Below are 19,906 nucleotides of genomic sequence, written 5' to 3'. Positions count from 1 at the left end.
CCTACTAGATAACTAGCCCCCCCGAAAACACGAAACTCCTCTTGTATTGGGAAGCAATTTAAATGTAAGCTTAAACCCCCAACTACCGGGTTGGAATCTCCTTCCAAATCAATGGATCACCCAAACCCAACTGCCATACGGATATACCGCGCAAACCATACTGTTTCACTAAAGCATATTTAGCAGCAAACGAACGTGCATCTTCAAGATATAAATACTGATACAAACCTTTTCCTTGATTTGAATCAATTGCCGAAGCTGTCATGGTTGTATCATCCCATTTAACTGTTAAATTATACTTCTTGATATAATTCATAGCCTCACTGTGGCTGATTTGATGCTCCTTCCCCTGAAAATCTTGCCCTTTCTTTAAGGTACTCCAAAACCCTGAATAAACCGGAATGCCTAATGAGATTTTTTCAGGTGACACCTCACGAATTGCGATACTAACCAATTCCTTCACCCAAGCGATGGGCGCGATAGGGCCAGGCGTGGTAAGGCTAGTATGACGATCATAAGCCATGAGTGTAATGAAATCTGTCACTGACGCTAAGGCTTTTTCGTCATAGGCACCAGACCAATTAGTCACTAGAAACTTATCGTATTGATTTTTTATTGTAGCCAAACTCGTGCGCGGCACAATGGTCACACTAACCGTATAACCCTTTTTATGAAGCGCATCCGCTGCTAATTTAATAAAATTGGTATAGAGCTGTTTATCAGCGATGTTAATATTTTCAAAATCAAACTGAATGCCATAAAAACTGTTTTTTTGACAAAGCGCGATGAGCGCTTGTATCGCTCGATTGATTGCTGAGGGAGTTGTTAAAAACGTATGTAAATCATCTTGGCTAAAACCTTGATTAATCGCCAGCGGCATTATTTTGACTTTATATTTTCTAGCAATGGACACAACTTGTGGATCGATCGAACCCCATACAACTCCATTTTTTGCTATCTGATAGATTTGCGGGGCGATGATATCGATTTGACTCGCATGTTTTTCAAAGAATTGAATATTGCGCTCGTTAGATAAACTCGCATTAGAAAAAGAATTATCGGTATAAAATAAAATTTGTGATGAATAGGCCGACGTACTGAATACTAAAAAAACGAAAATGCATAATTTTTTTAGGATGGTCATTTTGCTAATCCTTTATCTGTTAATTTAATCCTTAATCAAGAGATCCTTACAATGAATCCATCGCACCAAAGACCAGGTTAGGTTTTAGATCCTGCATACACCTTGAGTGCTTGAATGGGCAATCGCGTTTGAAACAAGGACTGCAATCTAATTTTAGCGATAAAATCTTCACTTTATCCGATAAAGGCGGCGTAAAGTCTGGCGATGTTGAACCATACATGACAACCAATGGGCGCCCCAATGCTGCGGCAATATGCATTAAACCCGAATCATTGGTTACAACCATCGTAGCCACTGATAGCAAATCCACCGCTTCGTTTAATTGAGTTCGCCCCGCTAAATTTACGCAACGATGATCAGTCAACACATCGATGCGATCGGTTACCGTTTTATCCTTTGCCGAACCAAACAGCCAAACTTGCCAGCCTTCACTCAGCTTTTCATTCGCAACTTCTGCATAATATTCTGTGGGCCAACGTTTTGAAGGGCCAAACTCAGCACCCGGGCACAGTGCAAATATCGGCTGCTCTGACTGCCTGAGTTGCAGGTGTTGTAGTGTCTTAGCCACACTCGCAGTCGAAATATTCAATGCTGGCACCTGTGGCTTTTCAGGTAACGATTCATTTTTTTCCAGACCCAGCATCATGAAGCGTTCGACCATGAGGGGTAAACGCGACTTATCGAGCTTTCTGAGGTCATTGAGCACGCCATAGCGCTGCTCACCAACCCAGCCCGTTCGACGCGGAATCCCTGCCCAGAAAGGCACTAAGGCCGATTTAAACGAATTTGGCAGCACGATGGCATGCTCATAGCCACGAGGACGTAATTGCTTGCCCATACGAAGCCGCGATCCAATATGTAACTGACCGTGGCCGAAGGGTGAGTCGATCGATTCATTCACCTCAGGCATACGATCCAGCAGTGGCTTGGTCCAGGGGGGCGCTAAGACATCGAGCCTCATGTCAGGCTGTCGCTGTTTCAATAGCTTAAACAGCGTTTGAGCCATCACCATGTCACCCACCCAGGCAGGGCCTACTACCAGTGTTTTTTTCACGAAACTCGATCTCCCGTGAAGTCCTTGAGAACGTACTCAGCATCACAGTAGGGGCAGGTCACATGACCTTCGCGTTCGATGGGCAAATAAACACGCGGATGCGCATCCCACAGGCGATATTCTGGTAAGGGGCAGCATAATGGCAGCTCATCTTGAGAGACTTCATAAAGTCGTTTCGTACAACCTTGCTTTAGTTCGGCCACTAGAATTTCTCCGCTCAGTATTAACGTTAGGAATTCTAACATAAGAATTAAGATTCAGGCAGCCACCCCCAAAGCCATTAAGGGGCCGTCTAGAAATCGTCTTAAAGACATAACACATTTTATCGATTTCAATTGCTTGCCAATACGAACCCCTTCTCTTTGCCGCAATTGAAAGCCATTCGCCCTAAATCACGAACTTGCCATCTATCCCATCATGCTTCAAAATCCACAGCAAGACTTTACCACTAGGACACCTTGAATATGGCTAAATACGAAATACTAAAAACGGTAACACTCTCACCCTCTCATGCGTATTTACGATCGGAGCGCGAACCCCAAGTGGTTCACTTGGATGATCCTGCACTTGCAGTGATGACCGATTTTACGCAACAACACCCTCACACGATCAGTCCCGATGAGCCGATGGACAATGCATTAAATGAAATGAAGCTCCACGGTGTGCATTTATTATTGGTGGAAAAAAATGAGAGTATCATTGGTGTGATAAGTTCTGAAGATATATTGGGTGAGGTACCAATCACTATCATCCAAGAGAGACGCATCAAGCGCTCACAAGTTTTAGTGAAAATGATTATGACGGGGATCAATAAAATTGCTGCCTTTAATTATAAAGATATCGAGCGAGCAAAAGTCGGTAATATTGTCGTGACGCTGAAAAGCTGACGCACGCATTATGCCCTAGTAACGAGTGATGAAGAAAATGATCAGCAATTACTGCGTGGCATTTTCACAACTTCACACGTCAGCCGACAATTACATAAACACATTGCTGATTCGATTGCAAAAGCGCAATCCGTCTCTGAATTGCAAAAACGTGGGTTTTAGTCTTCAGTCTCTTCGCCGGTTAGTCCTTCAGCTTCGATCATTTCACGAAGCTGCGCAAGTGCATCAATTTGCAACTGGCGAACACGCTCACGTGTTAAACCAACGGCTTTTCCAACAGCCTCTAGTGTACCTTTTTCATGATCGTGCAAACCAAAGCGACGAATAACAACTTCACGATGGCGATCATCCAATTGATTTAACCATCGTTCAATATGGTCATGCAGATCGACGTCTTGAATTAATTTCGCAGGGTCAATGTTGTTGTCATCCGCCAACGTGTCTACTAATGTTTTTTGCCCGTTTTCGGAAACCGGTGTATCCATCGATGTTGCGCCTGGCGCTAAATCCATGACGCGACGGATATCGTTGATCGGTTTATCGATCATGCTAGCAATTTCCTCAGCACTCGGTTTATGATCCAGTTGCTGCGTCAATTTTTTTGCCGCACGTAAATAAATATTTAATTCTTTGATTACATGGATGGGTAAGCGTACCGTTCGGCTTTGATTCATAATGGCGCGCTCGATGGTTTGTCGGATCCACCATGTGGCATACGTCGAAAATCGAAACCCGCGTTCTGGATCGAATTTTTCAACCGCCGTCATTAGCCCTAGGTTGCCCTCTTCAATTAAATCCAAAAACGCTAACCCGCGATTGACATAATGTCGCGCAATTTTCACAACCAACCGCAAATTACATTCGATCATTTTTGCACGCGCCTCTTTATTGCCTTTATGTACTAGGCGCGCTACTTTTAATTCTTCTTTGGGGGTGAGCAATGATTTATAACCAAGCTCACGCAAATAGATTTGTGTGGGATCTGTAGAACGTGTTTCGCGAGCTTTTTTTCGGCGTGACTTTGCATTCGCAGCAGCAAGCTCAGTATCTTCTTTTTTGGATTTAGTGGTCTTGCGGGTTTTTACAAAAATAAAACCGTGATCACCGCCCGATTCAACAGTTCTTTTCCGTCGAGCTCTCGGCTTCGTTTTTTTTGTCGCTGGTTTCTTACGAGAAACTGCCTTTGGAAAAACCTTTTTACGAGAAACAGATTTTTGTTTCGTCGGTTTTTTGGTTTTTCGCGACGACTTCGTTTTAAGCTTTTTAGTGGCCATCGTCATCCTTAACTAGACCGTCTAAATCGCACACAACACTCACGATAAATACTTCAATGGATTCACCGGCTTACCATTACGGCGGATTTCAAAATGCAGCATGACCTTCCCTGAATTATCACGCCCCATCTCGGCAATTTCTTGCCCCGCACGAACTCTTGTACCTTCCTTCACCATGAGCCGTTTATTGAATGCGTATGCGCTTAGATAACTATTGTTGTGCTTTACAATTATAAGATTACCATAACCTCGTACCCCAGCTCCACTATAAACTACAATTCCGTTCGAAGCGGCACGAACAGGTTCACCATATCGACCTGCAATATTGATCCCATTGTTACCAGCCAAGCTGGCACTAAAACGATCAATGATACGACCGGTTGCCGGCCAGACCCAGTGGGTAACAGGTTTAGCAGGCCATTGCGCGACATAGATTCGTTCTTTTGTAGATTTTTTAGATTTTGAAACTGGCTGTGCTTTTTTTCTAGTGACAATGGTTGATTTTTGTTCTTGTTCACGTGGAATAATCGTCATGCGCAATGTTTGACCAGCATGGATTTCATAAGGCGGTTTTAAATGATTCGCTGTTGCCAAGGCACGATAATCCAAACCAAATGCCCAAGCAATGGAATATAACGTATCACCTTTTTTAACACGATAAAGTCCGGAATCGGCACTCGGTTGAGTCCAGGCATTAACGACGGGAGCGTAATTAGATCCGCTCGAGCAAGCCGTCAGCAAACCGATAAAAATAATAAAAAAGAAAAATCGGCAACGAAGTTTAACGTTGAACCTTTTCATTCACTTCTAACCTATTTACCCAGCTCGATAGCTGATCAAATGCTTCGTAATGCGTCAAATCAACACGCAAAGGAGTAATAGACACTTCATGCCGACTTACCGCGTGAAAGTCCGTTCCTGGTCCCGCATCCTGTTCGGCACCAGCAGGGCCGACCCAATAAATGGGGTGACCGCGCGGATCAATTTGTCGAATGGTGGGTTCGGCACGATGACGCGTTCCCAATCGTGTGACTTCATAACCCGCTAATTCATGATAGGGCACATCGGGTACATTCACGTTTAAAATTGTACTGGGTGGTAATTGGTCGGATAAAATGTGTTCCATCAAAGAACGCGCAACTCTTGCAGCCGTTTCAAAATGAATAAATTTTTCACCTGCCAATGAAATGGCTAATGCCGGCAAACCTAAAAATCGTCCTTCCATGGCTGCAGCAACCGTGCCAGAGTACCACACATCATCACCCATGTTGGAACCCTCATTGATGCCTGTAATAACCATATCAGGCATTTCTGACAGCAACCCGGTAATCGCCAAGTGCACACAGTCGGTAGGTGTGCCTTCTACACTGATCATACCGTTTTCTAGGTGTTTAATATGAAGAGGGCTATTTAGGGATAAAGAATTACTCGCACCACTGCGGTTACGATCGGGAGCCACAACATCCACTTCAGCAATGCTTTTTATGGTCTTGGCTAAAATAGCCAACCCTTTAGCATAGACTCCATCATCATTGGATATTAATACACGTACCATACTTATCCCTTTTTTTGAGGGTGTAAGCTTAGCACTTTTAATTACAGAGTTATAGTGGGTGAAGTTTTAGCCGGTATTACTCCGATTGAGGCTGGACAATTTGATAAAAGACCTCACCTTTTTTAATCATGCCTAAATCATTTCGAGCACGTTCTTCAACGGCATCATTACCGTGCTTTAAATCTTTAATATCAGCCATGAGAATAGCGTTGCGTTCTTGTAATTTCTTATTGGCCTGCGCTTGTTTCACAATATTGGTATGCAAGCGATATGCCGTCACGACACCACCTGCAGCAAACCACAATTCATATTGTAACAATATGAATAGCGCAGCTAATATAAGAATGATTGGCTTCATAAAATTGTTCCAGCATACGGTGCTTGCTCTCCTAATTCTTGTTCGATGCGCAATAATCGATTGTATTTGGCAACCCGATCAGAACGGCACAACGAACCCGTTTTAATTTGCCCAGCCGCAGTTGCCACCGCTAAATCGGCAATCGTTGTATCTTCGGTTTCACCCGATCGATGTGAAATAATCACACCATAATTCACACTTTTTGCTAATCCAATGGTAGCAAGTGTTTCGGTCAAGGTCCCAATTTGATTAAGCTTGACCAAAATGGCATTCGCCACTTTTCGATCGATTCCTTCAGCTAAAATAGCAGGATTAGTAACAAAAATATCATCGCCAACCAGTTGCACTGAGTCGCCAACGCGTTGAGTTAATCTAACCCAACCATCCCAGTCATTTTCAGCCAACCCGTCTTCAATAGAAATAATAGGATATTTTTTAACCCAAGCTGCAATTTTATCGATAATTGCATCGCTATCTATTTTTTTATTTTCAAATTGATAACGGTTATCTTTATAAAATTCAGAGCTCGCCATATCAAGCCCAAGATACACATCTTTACCCGGTTGATAACCAGCATCACCGACCGCTTCCAATATAAATTCAAATGCGGCCTCATGATTGGGTAAATCCGGCGCAAAGCCGCCCTCATCACCAACAGAAGTGGCTAAGCCCTGCGCCGCTAAACGTCTTTTTAATGCATGAAATATCTCTGCACCATAACGCAATGCCTCTGAAAAATTTGGCGCACCCACAGGAATGATCATGAATTCTTGTATATCCAAATTATTATCGGCGTGCGCACCACCGTTAATAATATTCATCATGGGCACAGGCATAGTAAATGGACCTTCACCACCTAGATAGCGATATAAAGGTTCATCTGCATCTTTTGCCGCTGCATAAGCAACAGCCATCGACACACCTAACATAGCATTGGCGCCTAAGTTGCTTTTATTTTCAGTGCCGTCTAAATCGATCATGAGCCGATCAATTTCTTCTTGTGAGGCTGGATCTTGCCCTAATAAAAGATCACGAATAGGGCCGTTCACATTGGCGATAGCTTTACGCACACCCTTCCCACCATAACGGGTAGGATCACCGTCACGCAATTCCAACGCCTCTCGCTCACCCGTCGATGCACCGGATGGCACAGCAGCATATCCTTTCGCACCTGAAGATAAAGTCACTTCCACATCTAGAGTGGGATTTCCACGCGAATCTAAAATTTCGCGTGCATCAATGTCCGTAATTGTTGCCATAAGTTTTATTATAACCTGAATTAAATGTTTTTTTTCACTTCTCGATCGAGAACAACCAAAGTTTCCAACAAGGATTTCATTTTGTCGAGGGGCCAAGAGTTAGGGCCGTCGCTTAATGCCTTATCCGGATCTGGATGTGTCTCCATAAACAACCCCGAGATTCCGACAGCCACCGCGGCACGTGCTAAAACAGGAATAAATTCACGCTGCCCACCCGAAGAAGTCCCCTGACCTCCGGGCAACTGAACCGAGTGTGTGGCATCGAAAACAACAGGACACTGTGTGTCTCGCATGACGACCAACGATCGCATATCCGAAATTAAGTTGTTGTATCCAAATGAAACGCCACGCTCACATACCATAATTTGCTGATTACCAGTTGTGATTGCCTTAGAGACAACTTGTTTCATATCCCAAGGGGCTAAAAATTGTCCTTTTTTAATGTTAACCGGCTTACCGCAGGAGGCAACCTGCCGAATAAAGTTAGTTTGTCGACATAAGAAAGCTGGCGTTTGCAATACATCGACCACCGAGGCGACTTCATTCAGGGGTGTGTCTTCATGAACATCCGTCAGCACTGGCACTTTGATTTTCTTTTTAACCGCTTCCAGTATTTTTAAGCCTTTTTCAGCGCCAGGCCCCCGAAAACTTAAGTGCGATGAACGGTTTGCCTTGTCGAAGGAAGACTTAAAAACGAAAGGAATCTTGAGCTTATGTGTGATTTCTTTTAGCTCACCCGCCACATCCATGACGAGTTGCTCACTCTCGATCACACAAGGACCAGCGATTAAAAAGAGAGGCTTATCTAAGCCGACTTCAAAGTTTTTGAGCTTCATAGCGCGACTGTAATGAAAAACAGTTAGAATGACAAGTCCTATTCATGCAGACATTACATTGGACTTTGGATAAATAAAATCCCTTGCCAGTTAGGACAATAATCAAAAAATGTGAGTTTCTAAATCTTAAGCTGTTTTTTGCAGCAATTCGTAGAATTTCTCAGGTGTAAAATTTATTTTATCCAACCATGATTTTACTATCCCAATCAAATCCTCTATTTTTTCAGGGTCTGAGTTTTGCGTCTTTTCTTCAGTCCTCTGAATCGTTTTAATTTTTGAGTTGCTATTTTTGAAAATAGCAGGATGTCGCGTGCGTTTCCCCTGCGTATCACCTTTGGTTCTGCCTTGCGGATTACCGCGTGGTTTGCAGAGATTAGCAGGCGTGCCAACGGTATCAAGCACCGTAGAAAAACCCCGTTGCGTTTGTGAAGGGGTCGCAGTTATTGATGGTTTTTCGTTATCCACTTGGAAGCTCGGCAAATACCGCTCCCATTTTTTCGGTAAAATCGGGGCAAGATTCCTCGCTAGATAAAGTTGCGTATACGCTAATGCTGTCATCCGCCACCAATCTTCTTCGTGCTTAACATCCGGTGTTTGGTATCGGTCAAATAACAGTTTGTCTTTACCAAAACGAAAGTAGTGTTCAATGTCATAGCGTCTATCGTAATAGTGATAGGCTTCTAATACTGTGATTTCATTACGTCGTTCACCAGCGAGTCCTAACCAGAGTGGATTTTTATATAAAGATTTACCGTTAGCATCAACCGCAACCAATTGCACAACAGTAACAGGATGCTCATATCCTTTAAATTGCTTTGAACCACGCAGTAATTGGTCACGCCATATTTTAATCTCCAATTGGTAAGTTTTGCCACTGCGGGTTGTAATGGGTTGCTGCACAATCTCATCGGATTCACGGTGAGTCGTGCTGTCGTTTAGTTTCATCGCATCACCATAGCGTTTTATACTTCCTGAGGTATTATCTTCTATTGATGCGGGCGCGAAAACATTACGGGTACTGTTAAAACGGAAAAGATGTACCCAATTGGGATTTTCGCTAACCAGTTTACGGCAAGCTTCTGTACCATATTTTGAATCAGCCACGCTAACCACCAATTTATGAGTAAGCGCTAAGTCTGCAATACAACGGTTAATTTGCTGCATCCCAACTACATTGCCTTTTTCATCGCTTTTAACGCGCCTCGTATCCAGTGGAACTAACCAATGCTTTTCTTGAGCTGCACCATCATTGGGCAATAGTGATACCGTTGAATATTCATGTCCAATGGTAATCGGTTTGTTACCCGGTGCTGGATTAGGGCTGTAAACCACATGGCGATCTTCAACACAGTGTGCACTTTGACGCGACTGTGGTGTCGTATCCGCAATAATGATCACACGGTCATCGCTATGACTCACATGTTCATATTGTATTTTCATCATGCTATCCCAACAATTTGCTACCGACAAACCATCGCTAATCGCATCGGTAATACTACTGTATTCACGTTCAAAGTATGGCGATTCACATAATTCTATAGGTGTTTTGCAGCGATGGCCATGGCTTGAAAGGGCATCGAGTAAATTCATATTGGCATCGCGTCGCGCGGGGAAGATGTTGTAGAGGAATGTACGGAATTGTTTTAGTTTTTCTGTCGCTAACATCGTTTGTTCCTTATTTTATTTTTTCGAACAAACGTTGTTTACAACGTAAAATTTTTTTTCGGTTTCTATGTCAAGCAATTTTTAATTATTTTTATAAATTTATCCAAAGTCCAATATTATAGAAGCATATGAGTCAATAGTTGACTGAGTTTTTAAAGAACCGTTTTATGTGACGTCTACAGGGGAGCATGTGACATGAGCAGGGCATGAATCAAGTATTCGGATTTGTAGCAAGACAACCAGAAAGTATTTAGAGATGTAGCAGAAAAATTCATTAATATTCAATTAAGTATAAAATTTTGGGCGTGTAGCAGCAATCAAGATTAGTGAGAATGGATAAGACAGCGGGTTCAGATTATTCGGCTATAATCAGGTTGATGTTCATGTATAAAAATGCTAAATTAATACGTCTGTTGTTCTTTATATTAGTAGATACTAATGTTGTTAGTATTAAGTTGCTAGAGAGTCAACATATCATGCGCTTTCAGGCATTTTTTAAAAAAAACCCCTTGTTTCACTATGACGAGCTAGTGGAATATTTATCGTCTTCAGGAGATTTCAATCAAAATACGCTAAAAGCTGCCTTGCAATACCATCTCGCTAAAAAACATCTAGCCCGTATACGACGCGGATATTATCTAGTCACAAACGATTATTTACCGGGCATCTACATAGAAAGCGATTATTTTCTCATTGCAGGCCGTATGACGAATGATGCTGTAATTAGCTATCACACGGCGATGGAATTTCATGCGCTTGCTTATTCGCTTGCTTCGACCGTTTACTTTAATTCAGATGAACGAATTGGCTTATTATTTTCTGAATACGGACAGTATCAGCAACTAAGCCACCCAACCCAACTAAAGCCAGATGATGTATGCTTAGAAACTAAGCTGCATGATCGTATGGGGATGGATATACGAGTCACAACGATTGAACGCACGTTGGTTGACTGTCTTCATCGCCCGGAGTTATCGGGAGGCTGGGAAGAGATATGGCGCTCTTTTGAATCCATTAATTTTTTAGATATTGAGCGGATAATACACTATGCTATACGGCTTGGAAATGCCACGACAATAGCTAAAGTGGGATTTTTTTTAGAACAACACCAAGAACAATTTTCTGTCAAAGAAGAGCAGCTTAACCAGCTTGCTCATCACAAACCCAAATCACGGCACTATATGGAAAAAGCCCATAAAGGCCCGGTAAAAAGTCTGCAACGGTGGAACTTAGTTGTTCCTCTTGCCGTACTCAACAAAATCTGGGAGGAACCAAATAATGATACTCTCTAAGGAGCGATTATTAAAAGAGAAGAAAATCTCTGGATATCGGCAAGAAATTATTGAAAAAGTCATATGGCTCATGGAAATATTAAATGCAATTGCAAATGATAGTTATTTGACGACACGATTAGCCTTAAAAGGCGGTACGGTACTCAATCTTTTTCATTTTGATTTGCCAAGATTATCTGTGGATGCAGATTTAAACTACATAGGCGCTATTGATCGCAGCACAATGTTGGAAGAAAGGCCTGAAGTTGAAAATAGGATCAAACGTTTATTTGAGCGTATGGGGTTAACGATGCTAAGAAACCCAAGGGAACATGCGGGTGGGAAAATGGTTTGGCGTTATCCAAGCTCATTAGGAAATCAGGGCAACATCGAAGTCGATATTAATTTTATGTATCGAGCACCACTGCTGCCAGTTGAACAACGGGATAGTATCACAATGGCAGACAGGCAAGTTACAAATTTACAAATTCTAGATATTCATGAACTGGCTGCTGGTAAATTGACAGCATTGCTAGAGCGTCAAACAGGTAGAGATTTTTTTGATGCAAATGAATTGTTTCAGTACACCAACATAGATAAAAGCAAGCTTCGTATCATCTTCATTTTATATTCAGCAATGTGTTCTAAAAAGGACATGCTAAGTCTAACTAGCGATGGTATTACAGTTGACCACAGAGATTTGAAAAATAAATTAATTCCTGTGATGAAAAATAATTTTTGCGATGGGTTTTCTTCTGTAAAAGAATGGACAACTGTCATTATCAGTAATGTTCGGAAGGAATTTGAAACCTTGTTACCTTACACCCCATCAGAAGCTGAGTTTATTCGGGCTGTTATAAATGGAGTAGGTGTAAAACCTGAACTATTTATTGATGACGAGAGCTTAGTAGATTTTAGTTTAATCAAAAAACATCCTGCGCTTTTATGGGCTAAAAAGAGAACAAGAAAGTAGATGGTTTATGCGATGTGGTTGGGTGGCCTCATTTAGATGCTAATTAACAAATTCAGAAAGAGTTTGATCGAGAGGAATGAAAGTTATATTCACTGGATTTAAAAAATTGTAATAATTTAGCACAATATACAGCTTAAATACCCAAAGTGTAAGCATAGGGGAATTTGAACATGGTGTGAGTGAAATTATGGATGGTACACAAAAAAACAACCCGGCATTTTGCTATGCAACTGAAATGAAGCAGATCTGTAAAAATCTATTTAGAAAGATGGATGTTAATGCATTCTCTTACTCTAAAATTTATAGAGATGGTTCACGAACAGAGCTATGGAGCGATGTTAGTGCATTAGAGCACTCTTTTTTCATAAAGAAGCATATAAAGCAAGTGTACACACCAGATTTATTCGATGGCCAAAAATTTGTTGTCTACGATTATGCGGTCCAATCTTTTCCTAAGAAAACGCGTGATAGAATTGTTAATCAACTTAAAGATCAAAGAGAGCTATTTGATCATGCTAATTGCTTATTCGTTATTGATTACCAGGAGGATTTCACAGAGTATTGCGCGTTTTATACGTCAGTATCCAATCATGCAGCCGTTAACAACTATTTAAATAACAGGGATGATTTAACCAATTTCAGAAGATTTTTTAGATACCGGGCGAAGAAAATCATTGCTGAAGCAGAGCAAAACAAGCTTATTTTACCTTGGCGTGAACTTAATGATTCAAGTATAGTAAACAGCAAAATATCAATCAGCAGTCATCATCGTGGGTTTTCAGTGGTGTTAACTAGAAGGGAAGAGGAGGTAGCCAGCTTGTTGTGTGACGGTATGACAGCAAAAGGAGCAGCAGGTGTTTTATGTGTAACGCCAAAAACTATAGAGAAACACATTGAAAACATTAAAAACAAAACTGGGTGTAATAGAAGGGTTCAACTAATTAATTATTTGAACAAATATTATTATGAAAAATAAAGGATTAATAGTAACTTGCCTTAGTGGCACCGCATTGGAGTGGTTTGATTTTTCATTATTTGGGATTATGTCACCGATACTTGCTGAGTTGTTTTTCCCTAGCGGTAATAAAACAGTATCTTTGTTAAAGGTTTTTATTGTATTTTCAATAGGTTTTTTGGTGAGGCCAATAGCCGCATTTTATTGGGGGTATCTAGGGGATAAGGTTGGCAGGAAGAAAACCATTATCTTGATTGTTGTATTGATGACAATTTCATCAGTTGCTATAGGGTTACTTCCGACTTATGAAAGCATTGGAATAGCTTCTACAGTATTGTTAGTTATGTTCCGATTAATGCAGGGTTTTTCTGCAAGTGGCGAGCATGCAGGCATGCTCGCTTATCTTTATGAATCATCACCAAGAGAAAAAAAATCATTTTTTTCTAGCATTAGTATTGCAGGCGTATTCGTTGGTATGGCGTTAGCCACTCTGTTTAGTTTGTTAGTTCGAGTTGGTTTAAGCAAAGCTGATTTAGTTTCTTGGGGCTGGCGAGTTCCTTTTCTATTTAGTAGTGTATTAGGAGTAGTGGCCTTTATTTTAAGAGTAAAGCTTTTGGAGTCAGATCAATTTAGCGAATACATAAAGTCAAGAAATAGCCTTTCAACTAATCGATGGGCATACACATTACTAGAATCCAAAAAACAGATCATTAAAGGGATTGGAGTTTTTCAATTAGCAGTAGTTATTCCATACGTAATTTTTGTTTATATGGTTGCACATGCTGTTAAGATTTTGGCACTAGATCCAGATAATGTTTACTTATTAACATTTATAAATTTGTTTCTTACAGCGGTGTTAGTAATTTACTTTGGTTTTCTTGGCAGCAAAATTAAGAGTTGGTCTCAACCATTTAGTATAATATGTTTGGGTGTTGGATCGATTTTTCTTTTTCATTGGTTATATGGAGAAAGTTTAGCAAAGTATTTCATAGCCCAGTTGTATTTTGGTTTGGGACTGTTTATTAGTTTGTGTAAATCGCGTCAGTCAGAATTATGAATCAGCCATTGTGTTAACTGATTTTTTAATTTTATCAAAAACTACATTGCGTTCAAATTAATTTCCTCTCTTATGAATTTTAAGTTTTATACAAAATCCGCCAGGCGATCTTCAAACATAAGGGCAAAACGATTCATGGCGGCACCCCAGTCTCGAATCGGCATGGTCCATTTTTTGGCTATATTTTTTAACCCTAAATAGAGTTGTTTTAAAGCGGCATCGTCCGACGGAAAAACTCGTTTATTTTTAATAACTTTTCGGATACTCATGTTCAGTGATTCAATAGCGTTAGTGGTATAAATCACCCTCCGAATTTCTGCCGGATAAGCAAAAAATGGCACAATGCGCTCCCAATGAGTCAACCAACTTTTGGCAATCGAGGGAAATTCAGCATCCCATTTCTCAGAGAAACTCGTCAGCGCCAATTCTGCTTCTTCAACCGTACTGGCCGAATAAATAGCTTTTAAGTCAGCGGCCACTTCTTTTTTCTTTTTCCAACCCACATAGCGCAATGAATTCCGCACCATGTGTACAATGCAAAGCTGTACTTGAGTGTTAGGATACACAGCGCCAATCGCATCAGGAAAGCCCGTTAGCCCGTCAACGCAACAAATCAGGATATCTTCTAGGCCTCGATTTTTTAACTCCGTTAATACATTCAACCAGAATTTAGCGCCCTCATTTTGGCTAATCCAAATACCTAGCAATTCTTTTTGCCCATCGATATTAATTCCTAAAGCCAAATACAATGCCTTATTGATAACCTTTTTATCTTGCTGCACTTTAATCACTAAAGCGTCCAAATACACAATCGGATACACCTTGTCCAACGGACGACTTTGCCAAGCCTTCACTTCTTCAATCACTTCGTTGGTTACTGTAGAAATGAGACTCGAACAAATAGTTGTGCCATACAAATCTTTCAACTGATCTTGAATATCACGGGTAGTCATACCCCGTGCATAAAGACTCATAATTTTGTCATCCAAATCATCAAAGCGGGTTTGATGTTTTGGAATCAATTGCGGTACAAACTCATTGTTACGATCACGAGGAACCTCAATGGTCATCTCGCCATCTGTTGTTTTGATCGTTTTTTGGCTGTGCCCATTGCGGGAATTACCACTATTGTTGCCAGACACTTCGTGTTTTGCATAACCCAGCGCGTCCGTCAGCTCCCCTTCCAGAATACGCTCCGTCAGTGCCTTTTTTAACTCCTTTAACAAACCAGTATCACCGAAAATATCAGATGCGGTCTTGGTATGTTTGAGAAAATATTCCACAACCTGTGGATCTAATTTATTGGTTTTCATTGCCATAGTCAAAGACTCCGTATAATTTTAACGACCTTTCCCTGACTATCGCATTTACACAATCTTATTTACAGACCCCATTTGGAAGCTGGTTTTGTAAATTCCACAGCGCCCTTTTCGCTGCAAGCCCGTAAGCACCATGATTCTTTGCCTCTTCGTAATCATTAAGGCTTAACCCACCTAAAGCATAAACAGGAAAATTAATATTTTCTAATATTTTTGTGAATTTTTCCCATCCAATAGGTATGCCTTTTGGGCTACTGGGTGTTGAAAAAACTGGACATAGAACTGCAAAATCTGCTTTCACTTTCACTGTTTGTCTTACTTGCTCCTCATTATGACAAGCAACAGATAATAAATGCTTATTATCTATAGGCCTTTTATCCAATTTTTGATATTCACTACTAGGCATATGTATTCCATCAGCGTCTAACGTTTCCAATAGAATTTTTTTCCCATTTAAAACAACTTTAGCATCATATGAACGTATAACTGGTATGATTTTTTTTGCCAACTCCACGTAATTCTCAACATTCAAATTTTTTGATCTTAACTGTACTAACCGAATACCGTTATTAAGCGATCTTTCTAAATTGTTTAAATACACACCATAGTCACCATTAAAATCAGGGGTTACTAAATAAAAATGTGGCAACTTAAATTGATCTTTCATTTTTTTACTCCAACACAACCAACCCATTCCTTTCCATCAAGGCAAAATGGTTGGGGAACACCAATTTTCGTGCCACCTATATACTCCATATATTCGATTTGAAAATCATTGCTCTCTAATAGAAATGTTAGCGTTTCTTTATCAAATAACATCAAGCGATTGGGAACTGATGTATTAATTAATTTATGCTTCGAGTATTTGCGCTTGTCTTCTATCTCTCCAGCAAATAGCTTACGTTTTTTTAATTTTTTCTCGTAATCTGGGATAAAGGAAGAGAGTGTCTTGTGATAAGTCGTATAATTCAATATAAATATCTTTCCACCCTTACATACCCAGTGGCTAAGTTTATTGAATCCGTCCAACAACTCTTTTTTCGTCAAAAACGATAGTACATGCGATATAATGACTGCAGAAACAGAGTTTTCCCCCAGCTCTAAGTCATTAGGGAAATGCTTACAAATTATTTTGAGTGAAGATAATGATCTTTTAGGCGCCCTCTTTTTCAGTTCTTCCAAGTGATATGAATCAATATCACATGCTATTACACTTACACCATTCTCAAGGCATGGAATTGTCGTAATTCCATAAGCACAACCAATATCTAACATGGGTTTATTCGGCTTATTTTGAGAGTAGTCTACAAATGCTTGCCCTATCGGGGACATGCTATGCATATAGCCATACAGATTATTCGTTGCTTCTAATCCTAACTTATTGATACGTTCTTGCATAATCAGCCTCCTTTTGGCTCATCGCATGGCTAGCCAAAGCAATAGCACAAGATACAAAAATAGATATAATTGAATACACTATTGGATCCTCAGTGAACTGTATCAATGAAAACAGAACGGGCGATAAACCACCAAAAATAGTTGCAGAAATATTGAAACAAGCTGCTATGCCCGTATATCTAATGCCAATCGAAAAACTTTCTGATAACGACGAGCAAAATGGGCCAACAAGCATCGCTGTAAAAAAACCAAAGGGTCTGTAAATAAGATTGTGTAAATGCGATAGTCAGGGAAAGGTCGTTAAAATTATACGGAGTCTTTGACTATGGCAATGAAAACCAATAAATTAGATCCACAGGTTGTGGAATATTTTCTCAAACATACCAAGACCGCATCTGATATTTTCGGTGATACTGGTTTGTTAAAGGAGTTAAAAAAGGCACTGACGGAGCGTATTCTGGAAGGGGAGCTGACGGACGCGCTGGGTTATGCAAAACACGAAGTGTCTGGCAACAATAGTGGTAATTCCCGCAATGGGCACAGCCAAAAAACGATCAAAACAACAGATGGCGAGATGACCATTGAGGTTCCTCGTGATCGTAACAATGAGTTTGTACCGCAATTGATTCCAAAACATCAAACCCGCTTTGATGATTTGGATGACAAAATTATGAGTCTTTATGCACGGGGTATGACTACCCGTGATATTCAAGATCAGTTGAAAGATTTGTATGGCACAACTATTTGTTCGAGTCTCATTTCTACAGTAACCAACGAAGTGATTGAAGAAGTGAAGGCTTGGCAAAGTCGTCCGTTGGACAAGGTGTATCCGATTGTGTATTTGGACGCTTTAGTGATTAAAGTGCAGCAAGATAAAAAGGTTATCAATAAGGCATTGTATTTGGCTTTAGGAATTAATATCGATGGGCAAAAAGAATTGCTAGGTATTTGGATTAGCCAAAATGAGGGCGCTAAATTCTGGTTGAATGTATTAACGGAGTTAAAAAATCGAGGCCTAGAAGATATCCTGATTTGTTGCGTTGACGGGCTAACGGGCTTTCCTGATGCGATTGGCGCTGTGTATCCTAACACTCAAGTACAGCTTTGCATTGTACACATGGTGCGGAATTCATTGCGCTATGTGGGTTGGAAAAAGAAAAAAGAAGTGGCCGCTGACTTAAAAGCTATTTATTCGGCCAGTACGGTTGAAGAAGCAGAATTGGCGCTGACGAGTTTCTCTGAGAAATGGGATGCTGAATTTCCCTCGATTGCCAAAAGTTGGTTGACTCATTGGGAGCGCATTGTGCCATTTTTTGCTTATCCGGCAGAAATTCGGAGGGTGATTTATACCACTAACGCTATTGAATCACTGAACATGAGTATCCGAAAAGTTATTAAAAATAAACGAGTTTTTCCGTCGGACGATGCCGCTTTAAAACAACTCTATTTAGGGTTAAAAAATATAGCCAAAAAATGGACCATGCCGATTCGAGACTGGGGTGCCGCCATGAATCGTTTTGCCCTTATGTTTGAAGATCGCCTGGCGGATTTTGTATAAAACTTAAAATTCATAAGAGAGGAAATTAATTTGAACGCAATGTAGTTTTTGATAAAATTAAAAAATCAGTTAACACAATGGCTGATTCATAATTCTGACTGACGCGATTTACACAAACTAATAAACAGTCCCTCCAAATTAATTCTAATATCACTCTTAAGAGTATATAGATATCTGATCTGATATCTACAATATTAATCCAACTTTTATGCGCTTCAGTGCTTAAAATTACAACAATGACGATTTAAGCTTACGTAGAGTGAGGCTTTGTTGCCTAACCCCACGCCTTTGTTTGTGTCTCAAAATTTAGGCGCAACGATAACTTGCTGGCATTCCTAGCCGCGTCATTTTATTTAAAACACCACAACCGATCATTGATTCGATTTTTTGCCGTACAAAATCTCGAGCATGTAACGTACTACCCAATATTCTTTTGTAACGTTGAATCGCCAGCTCTGAATAATTCCGATAACCGTATTGTCTTATTCGCTGCCAAGCCATTCGACCCAATGCTTTTATTTCCTGAACATTACCATTGCGTCGTGTATGATTATTTTTATCATAAACAGCATCACTATCAGGCGGAATTATTATAGCGGCTCCTTTAAAGTAATTTGATAATATTTCATAAACAGGATTCTTATCGTAAGCACCATGGGCGGTGACATGGCCCACTTTGCAAGTAAGTTGCTTTGATAACGTTGCAACGCTTTGGCAATCCGCCGTAAAGCGATCCGTTAAATCATTACCATGAATAATATGTTTATTATCAACGGCTATATGCAATTTACGCCAACTCCGTTTGGCTGATAATGTATATGTTTCCTGATGCCATTCACCTCTGCCAAACCGTTTTAACCCAGTGGAGTCAAGGGCGATAGCCACAACGCTTTTATCTGCCGATTCCGTTTTCCTGTAACGAGGCGACTGAATAGTTAAAAGCGCTAACCGTTTTGACAAGCAACTGTAATCCGGTGATTTTATATTAAGGGCTTTCATCTTGAAAATTGAATTCATAAACCCTTGACATTGCCTCAACGCTAAACGAAAAACTTGCCGAATTTCATGGCACGTAATGATCGCAAGATCCGTGAACTTTTGGGGTGCGCCTTTGCCATCATACACACGATCTTTTTCATACCACGAATGAATAATATCATCGGATATCCAGATTTCAATATTGGCACGATTGCGTAATGCATTATTATATTCACGCCAATTGCTCACCTTGTATTTCTGCTTGGGAATCCTCCAACCTTTTTTGTTTGGATATTTATTTGGCATATGAGGCGCCCTCTGCTTAAAAATCGTGGGGTGCTGATTATAATATAGACAGCAAAAAG

The 19,906-nt window shown here is 40.5% G+C and carries 21 protein-coding genes; 7 read left to right on the top strand and 14 right to left on the bottom strand.

Going from position 1 to position 19,906, the window contains the following annotated elements; translation table 11 throughout:
• Nucleotides 1–82 precede the first annotated feature (82 nt).
• The 3 genes from ACJMKR_RS02220 to ACJMKR_RS02210 are packed head-to-tail and all read right to left on the bottom strand — an operon-like array spanning nt 83 to nt 2,443.
• Nucleotides 83–1,144, bottom strand: a complete 1,062-nt coding sequence (locus ACJMKR_RS02220; RefSeq protein ID WP_423063590.1) for a glycosyl hydrolase family 18 protein — start codon at nt 1,142–1,144, stop codon at nt 83–85.
• Nucleotides 1,145–1,190: 46 nt separating this feature from the next.
• Nucleotides 1,191–2,198 carry a lipopolysaccharide heptosyltransferase II gene (gene waaF / locus ACJMKR_RS02215; protein ID WP_423063589.1) on the bottom strand — a complete coding sequence of 336 codons (1,008 nt, stop codon included), beginning with the start codon at nt 2,196–2,198 and terminating at the stop codon, nt 1,191–1,193.
• On the bottom strand, nt 2,195–2,443 hold the full coding sequence (locus ACJMKR_RS02210) for a zinc-finger domain-containing protein (RefSeq protein ID WP_423063588.1): 249 nt from the start codon (nt 2,441–2,443) through the stop codon (nt 2,195–2,197). Before ACJMKR_RS02210 ends, waaF begins: the two co-directional genes overlap by 4 nt.
• Nucleotides 2,444–2,662: 219 nt before the next feature.
• Between ACJMKR_RS02210 and ACJMKR_RS02205 the strand changes: the two genes are divergently transcribed.
• Complete coding sequence (locus ACJMKR_RS02205) at nt 2,663–3,085, top strand: CBS domain-containing protein (RefSeq protein WP_423063587.1); 423 nt, start codon at nt 2,663–2,665, stop codon at nt 3,083–3,085.
• 158 nt (nt 3,086–3,243) lie between these two features.
• On the opposite strand, the gene rpoS is transcribed toward ACJMKR_RS02205, so the two are convergent.
• The 7 genes from rpoS to ACJMKR_RS02170 all read right to left on the bottom strand — a co-directional run bounded on the left by rpoS (nt 3,244) and on the right by ACJMKR_RS02170 (nt 10,032).
• Entirely contained in the window at nt 3,244–4,365 is a 1,122-nt protein-coding gene (rpoS, locus tag ACJMKR_RS02200; RefSeq protein ID WP_423063586.1) for an RNA polymerase sigma factor RpoS, read from the bottom strand.
• A 33-nt stretch (nt 4,366–4,398) separates the two neighbouring features.
• Nucleotides 4,399–5,160, bottom strand: coding sequence for a peptidoglycan DD-metalloendopeptidase family protein (locus ACJMKR_RS02195; protein ID WP_423063585.1), 762 nt, complete (start codon nt 5,158–5,160; stop codon nt 4,399–4,401).
• Nucleotides 5,141–5,914, bottom strand: a complete 774-nt coding sequence (gene surE / locus ACJMKR_RS02190; RefSeq protein ID WP_423063584.1) for a 5'/3'-nucleotidase SurE — start codon at nt 5,912–5,914, stop codon at nt 5,141–5,143. Before surE ends, ACJMKR_RS02195 begins: the two co-directional genes overlap by 20 nt.
• A gap of 76 nt (nt 5,915–5,990) precedes the next feature.
• Nucleotides 5,991–6,272, bottom strand: a complete 282-nt coding sequence (gene ftsB / locus ACJMKR_RS02185) for a cell division protein FtsB (RefSeq protein WP_423063583.1) — start codon at nt 6,270–6,272, stop codon at nt 5,991–5,993.
• Nucleotides 6,269–7,531: a phosphopyruvate hydratase gene (gene eno, locus ACJMKR_RS02180; RefSeq protein WP_423063582.1), complete on the bottom strand. Its 1,263-nt coding sequence runs from the start codon at nt 7,529–7,531 to the stop codon at nt 6,269–6,271. The genes ftsB and eno overlap by 4 nt, the downstream gene beginning before the upstream one ends.
• Nucleotides 7,532–7,551: 20 nt before the next feature.
• Nucleotides 7,552–8,367 (bottom strand): 3-deoxy-8-phosphooctulonate synthase, encoded by an 816-nt coding sequence (kdsA, locus tag ACJMKR_RS02175; protein ID WP_423063581.1) that lies wholly within the window; start codon nt 8,365–8,367, stop codon nt 7,552–7,554.
• 126 nt (nt 8,368–8,493) lie between these two features.
• Nucleotides 8,494–10,032 carry a transposase gene (locus ACJMKR_RS02170; protein WP_423063580.1) on the bottom strand — a complete coding sequence of 513 codons (1,539 nt, stop codon included), beginning with the start codon at nt 10,030–10,032 and terminating at the stop codon, nt 8,494–8,496.
• A 332-nt stretch (nt 10,033–10,364) separates the two neighbouring features.
• Between ACJMKR_RS02170 and ACJMKR_RS02165 the strand changes: the two genes are divergently transcribed.
• From ACJMKR_RS02165 to ACJMKR_RS02150, 4 genes are all read left to right on the top strand, one after another.
• Complete coding sequence (locus ACJMKR_RS02165; RefSeq protein ID WP_423063579.1) at nt 10,365–11,324, top strand: type IV toxin-antitoxin system AbiEi family antitoxin domain-containing protein; 960 nt, start codon at nt 10,365–10,367, stop codon at nt 11,322–11,324.
• On the top strand, nt 11,311–12,276 hold the full coding sequence (locus tag ACJMKR_RS02160) for a nucleotidyl transferase AbiEii/AbiGii toxin family protein (protein ID WP_423063578.1): 966 nt from the start codon (nt 11,311–11,313) through the stop codon (nt 12,274–12,276). The genes ACJMKR_RS02165 and ACJMKR_RS02160 overlap by 14 nt, the downstream gene beginning before the upstream one ends.
• A 187-nt stretch (nt 12,277–12,463) precedes the next feature.
• Nucleotides 12,464–13,252, top strand: a complete 789-nt coding sequence (locus ACJMKR_RS02155; RefSeq protein ID WP_423063577.1) for a helix-turn-helix transcriptional regulator — start codon at nt 12,464–12,466, stop codon at nt 13,250–13,252.
• Nucleotides 13,242–14,288 carry an MFS transporter gene (locus ACJMKR_RS02150; protein ID WP_423063576.1) on the top strand — a complete coding sequence of 349 codons (1,047 nt, stop codon included), beginning with the start codon at nt 13,242–13,244 and terminating at the stop codon, nt 14,286–14,288. The genes ACJMKR_RS02155 and ACJMKR_RS02150 overlap by 11 nt, the downstream gene beginning before the upstream one ends.
• Nucleotides 14,289–14,374: 86 nt before the next feature.
• On the opposite strand, the gene ACJMKR_RS02145 is transcribed toward ACJMKR_RS02150, so the two are convergent.
• The 3 genes from ACJMKR_RS02145 to ACJMKR_RS02135 are packed head-to-tail and all read right to left on the bottom strand — an operon-like array spanning nt 14,375 to nt 17,005.
• Complete coding sequence (locus tag ACJMKR_RS02145; protein WP_423062605.1) at nt 14,375–15,607, bottom strand: IS256 family transposase; 1,233 nt, start codon at nt 15,605–15,607, stop codon at nt 14,375–14,377.
• Nucleotides 15,608–15,665: 58 nt separating this feature from the next.
• Nucleotides 15,666–16,274 carry a thiamine phosphate synthase gene (locus ACJMKR_RS02140; protein WP_423063575.1) on the bottom strand — a complete coding sequence of 203 codons (609 nt, stop codon included), beginning with the start codon at nt 16,272–16,274 and terminating at the stop codon, nt 15,666–15,668.
• On the bottom strand, nt 16,271–17,005 hold the full coding sequence (locus tag ACJMKR_RS02135) for a class I SAM-dependent methyltransferase (RefSeq protein ID WP_423063574.1): 735 nt from the start codon (nt 17,003–17,005) through the stop codon (nt 16,271–16,273). Before ACJMKR_RS02135 ends, ACJMKR_RS02140 begins: the two co-directional genes overlap by 4 nt.
• Nucleotides 17,006–17,097: 92 nt before the next feature.
• Here ACJMKR_RS02135 and ACJMKR_RS02130 point away from each other — a divergent pair, with 92 nt between their 5' ends.
• Complete coding sequence (locus ACJMKR_RS02130) at nt 17,098–17,268, top strand: hypothetical protein (RefSeq protein WP_423063573.1); 171 nt, start codon at nt 17,098–17,100, stop codon at nt 17,266–17,268.
• 62 nt (nt 17,269–17,330) lie between these two features.
• Complete coding sequence (locus ACJMKR_RS02125) at nt 17,331–18,563, top strand: IS256 family transposase (RefSeq protein ID WP_423062605.1); 1,233 nt, start codon at nt 17,331–17,333, stop codon at nt 18,561–18,563.
• Nucleotides 18,564–18,869: 306 nt separating this feature from the next.
• On the opposite strand, the gene ACJMKR_RS02120 is transcribed toward ACJMKR_RS02125, so the two are convergent.
• Nucleotides 18,870–19,847: an IS5 family transposase gene (locus tag ACJMKR_RS02120; RefSeq protein ID WP_423063572.1), complete on the bottom strand. Its 978-nt coding sequence runs from the start codon at nt 19,845–19,847 to the stop codon at nt 18,870–18,872.
• Nucleotides 19,848–19,906 lie beyond the last annotated feature (59 nt).

The organism is Candidiatus Paracoxiella cheracis (assembly GCF_049348705.1).
GTDB lineage: Bacteria > Pseudomonadota > Gammaproteobacteria > Coxiellales > Coxiellaceae > Paracoxiella > Paracoxiella cheracis.
This window is presented reverse-complemented; position numbering and strand designations above follow the sequence as displayed.

Excerpts from the sequence above, each read along its gene's own strand:
- ACJMKR_RS02220 (WP_423063590.1), bottom strand. The coding sequence starts at position 1,144 with ATGACCATCCTAAAAAAATTATGCATTTTCGTTTTTTTAGTATTCAGT.
- ACJMKR_RS02210 (WP_423063588.1), bottom strand. The coding sequence starts at position 2,443 with ATGTTAGAATTCCTAACGTTAATACTGAGCGGAGAAATTCTAGTGGCC.
- ACJMKR_RS02205 (WP_423063587.1), top strand. The coding sequence starts at position 2,663 with ATGGCTAAATACGAAATACTAAAAACGGTAACACTCTCACCCTCTCAT.
- rpoS (WP_423063586.1), bottom strand. The coding sequence starts at position 4,365 with ATGACGATGGCCACTAAAAAGCTTAAAACGAAGTCGTCGCGAAAAACC.
- ACJMKR_RS02195 (WP_423063585.1), bottom strand. The coding sequence starts at position 5,160 with ATGAAAAGGTTCAACGTTAAACTTCGTTGCCGATTTTTCTTTTTTATT.
- surE (WP_423063584.1), bottom strand. The coding sequence starts at position 5,914 with ATGGTACGTGTATTAATATCCAATGATGATGGAGTCTATGCTAAAGGG.
- ftsB (WP_423063583.1), bottom strand. The coding sequence starts at position 6,272 with ATGAAGCCAATCATTCTTATATTAGCTGCGCTATTCATATTGTTACAA.
- eno (WP_423063582.1), bottom strand. The coding sequence starts at position 7,531 with ATGGCAACAATTACGGACATTGATGCACGCGAAATTTTAGATTCGCGT.
- kdsA (WP_423063581.1), bottom strand. The coding sequence starts at position 8,367 with ATGAAGCTCAAAAACTTTGAAGTCGGCTTAGATAAGCCTCTCTTTTTA.
- ACJMKR_RS02170 (WP_423063580.1), bottom strand. The coding sequence starts at position 10,032 with ATGTTAGCGACAGAAAAACTAAAACAATTCCGTACATTCCTCTACAAC.
- ACJMKR_RS02165 (WP_423063579.1), top strand. The coding sequence starts at position 10,365 with ATGGATAAGACAGCGGGTTCAGATTATTCGGCTATAATCAGGTTGATG.
- ACJMKR_RS02160 (WP_423063578.1), top strand. The coding sequence starts at position 11,311 with ATGATACTCTCTAAGGAGCGATTATTAAAAGAGAAGAAAATCTCTGGA.
- ACJMKR_RS02155 (WP_423063577.1), top strand. The coding sequence starts at position 12,464 with ATGGATGGTACACAAAAAAACAACCCGGCATTTTGCTATGCAACTGAA.
- ACJMKR_RS02150 (WP_423063576.1), top strand. The coding sequence starts at position 13,242 with ATGAAAAATAAAGGATTAATAGTAACTTGCCTTAGTGGCACCGCATTG.
- ACJMKR_RS02145 (WP_423062605.1), bottom strand. The coding sequence starts at position 15,607 with ATGGCAATGAAAACCAATAAATTAGATCCACAGGTTGTGGAATATTTT.
- ACJMKR_RS02140 (WP_423063575.1), bottom strand. The coding sequence starts at position 16,274 with ATGAAAGATCAATTTAAGTTGCCACATTTTTATTTAGTAACCCCTGAT.
- ACJMKR_RS02135 (WP_423063574.1), bottom strand. The coding sequence starts at position 17,005 with ATGCAAGAACGTATCAATAAGTTAGGATTAGAAGCAACGAATAATCTG.
- ACJMKR_RS02125 (WP_423062605.1), top strand. The coding sequence starts at position 17,331 with ATGGCAATGAAAACCAATAAATTAGATCCACAGGTTGTGGAATATTTT.
- ACJMKR_RS02120 (WP_423063572.1), bottom strand. The coding sequence starts at position 19,847 with ATGCCAAATAAATATCCAAACAAAAAAGGTTGGAGGATTCCCAAGCAG.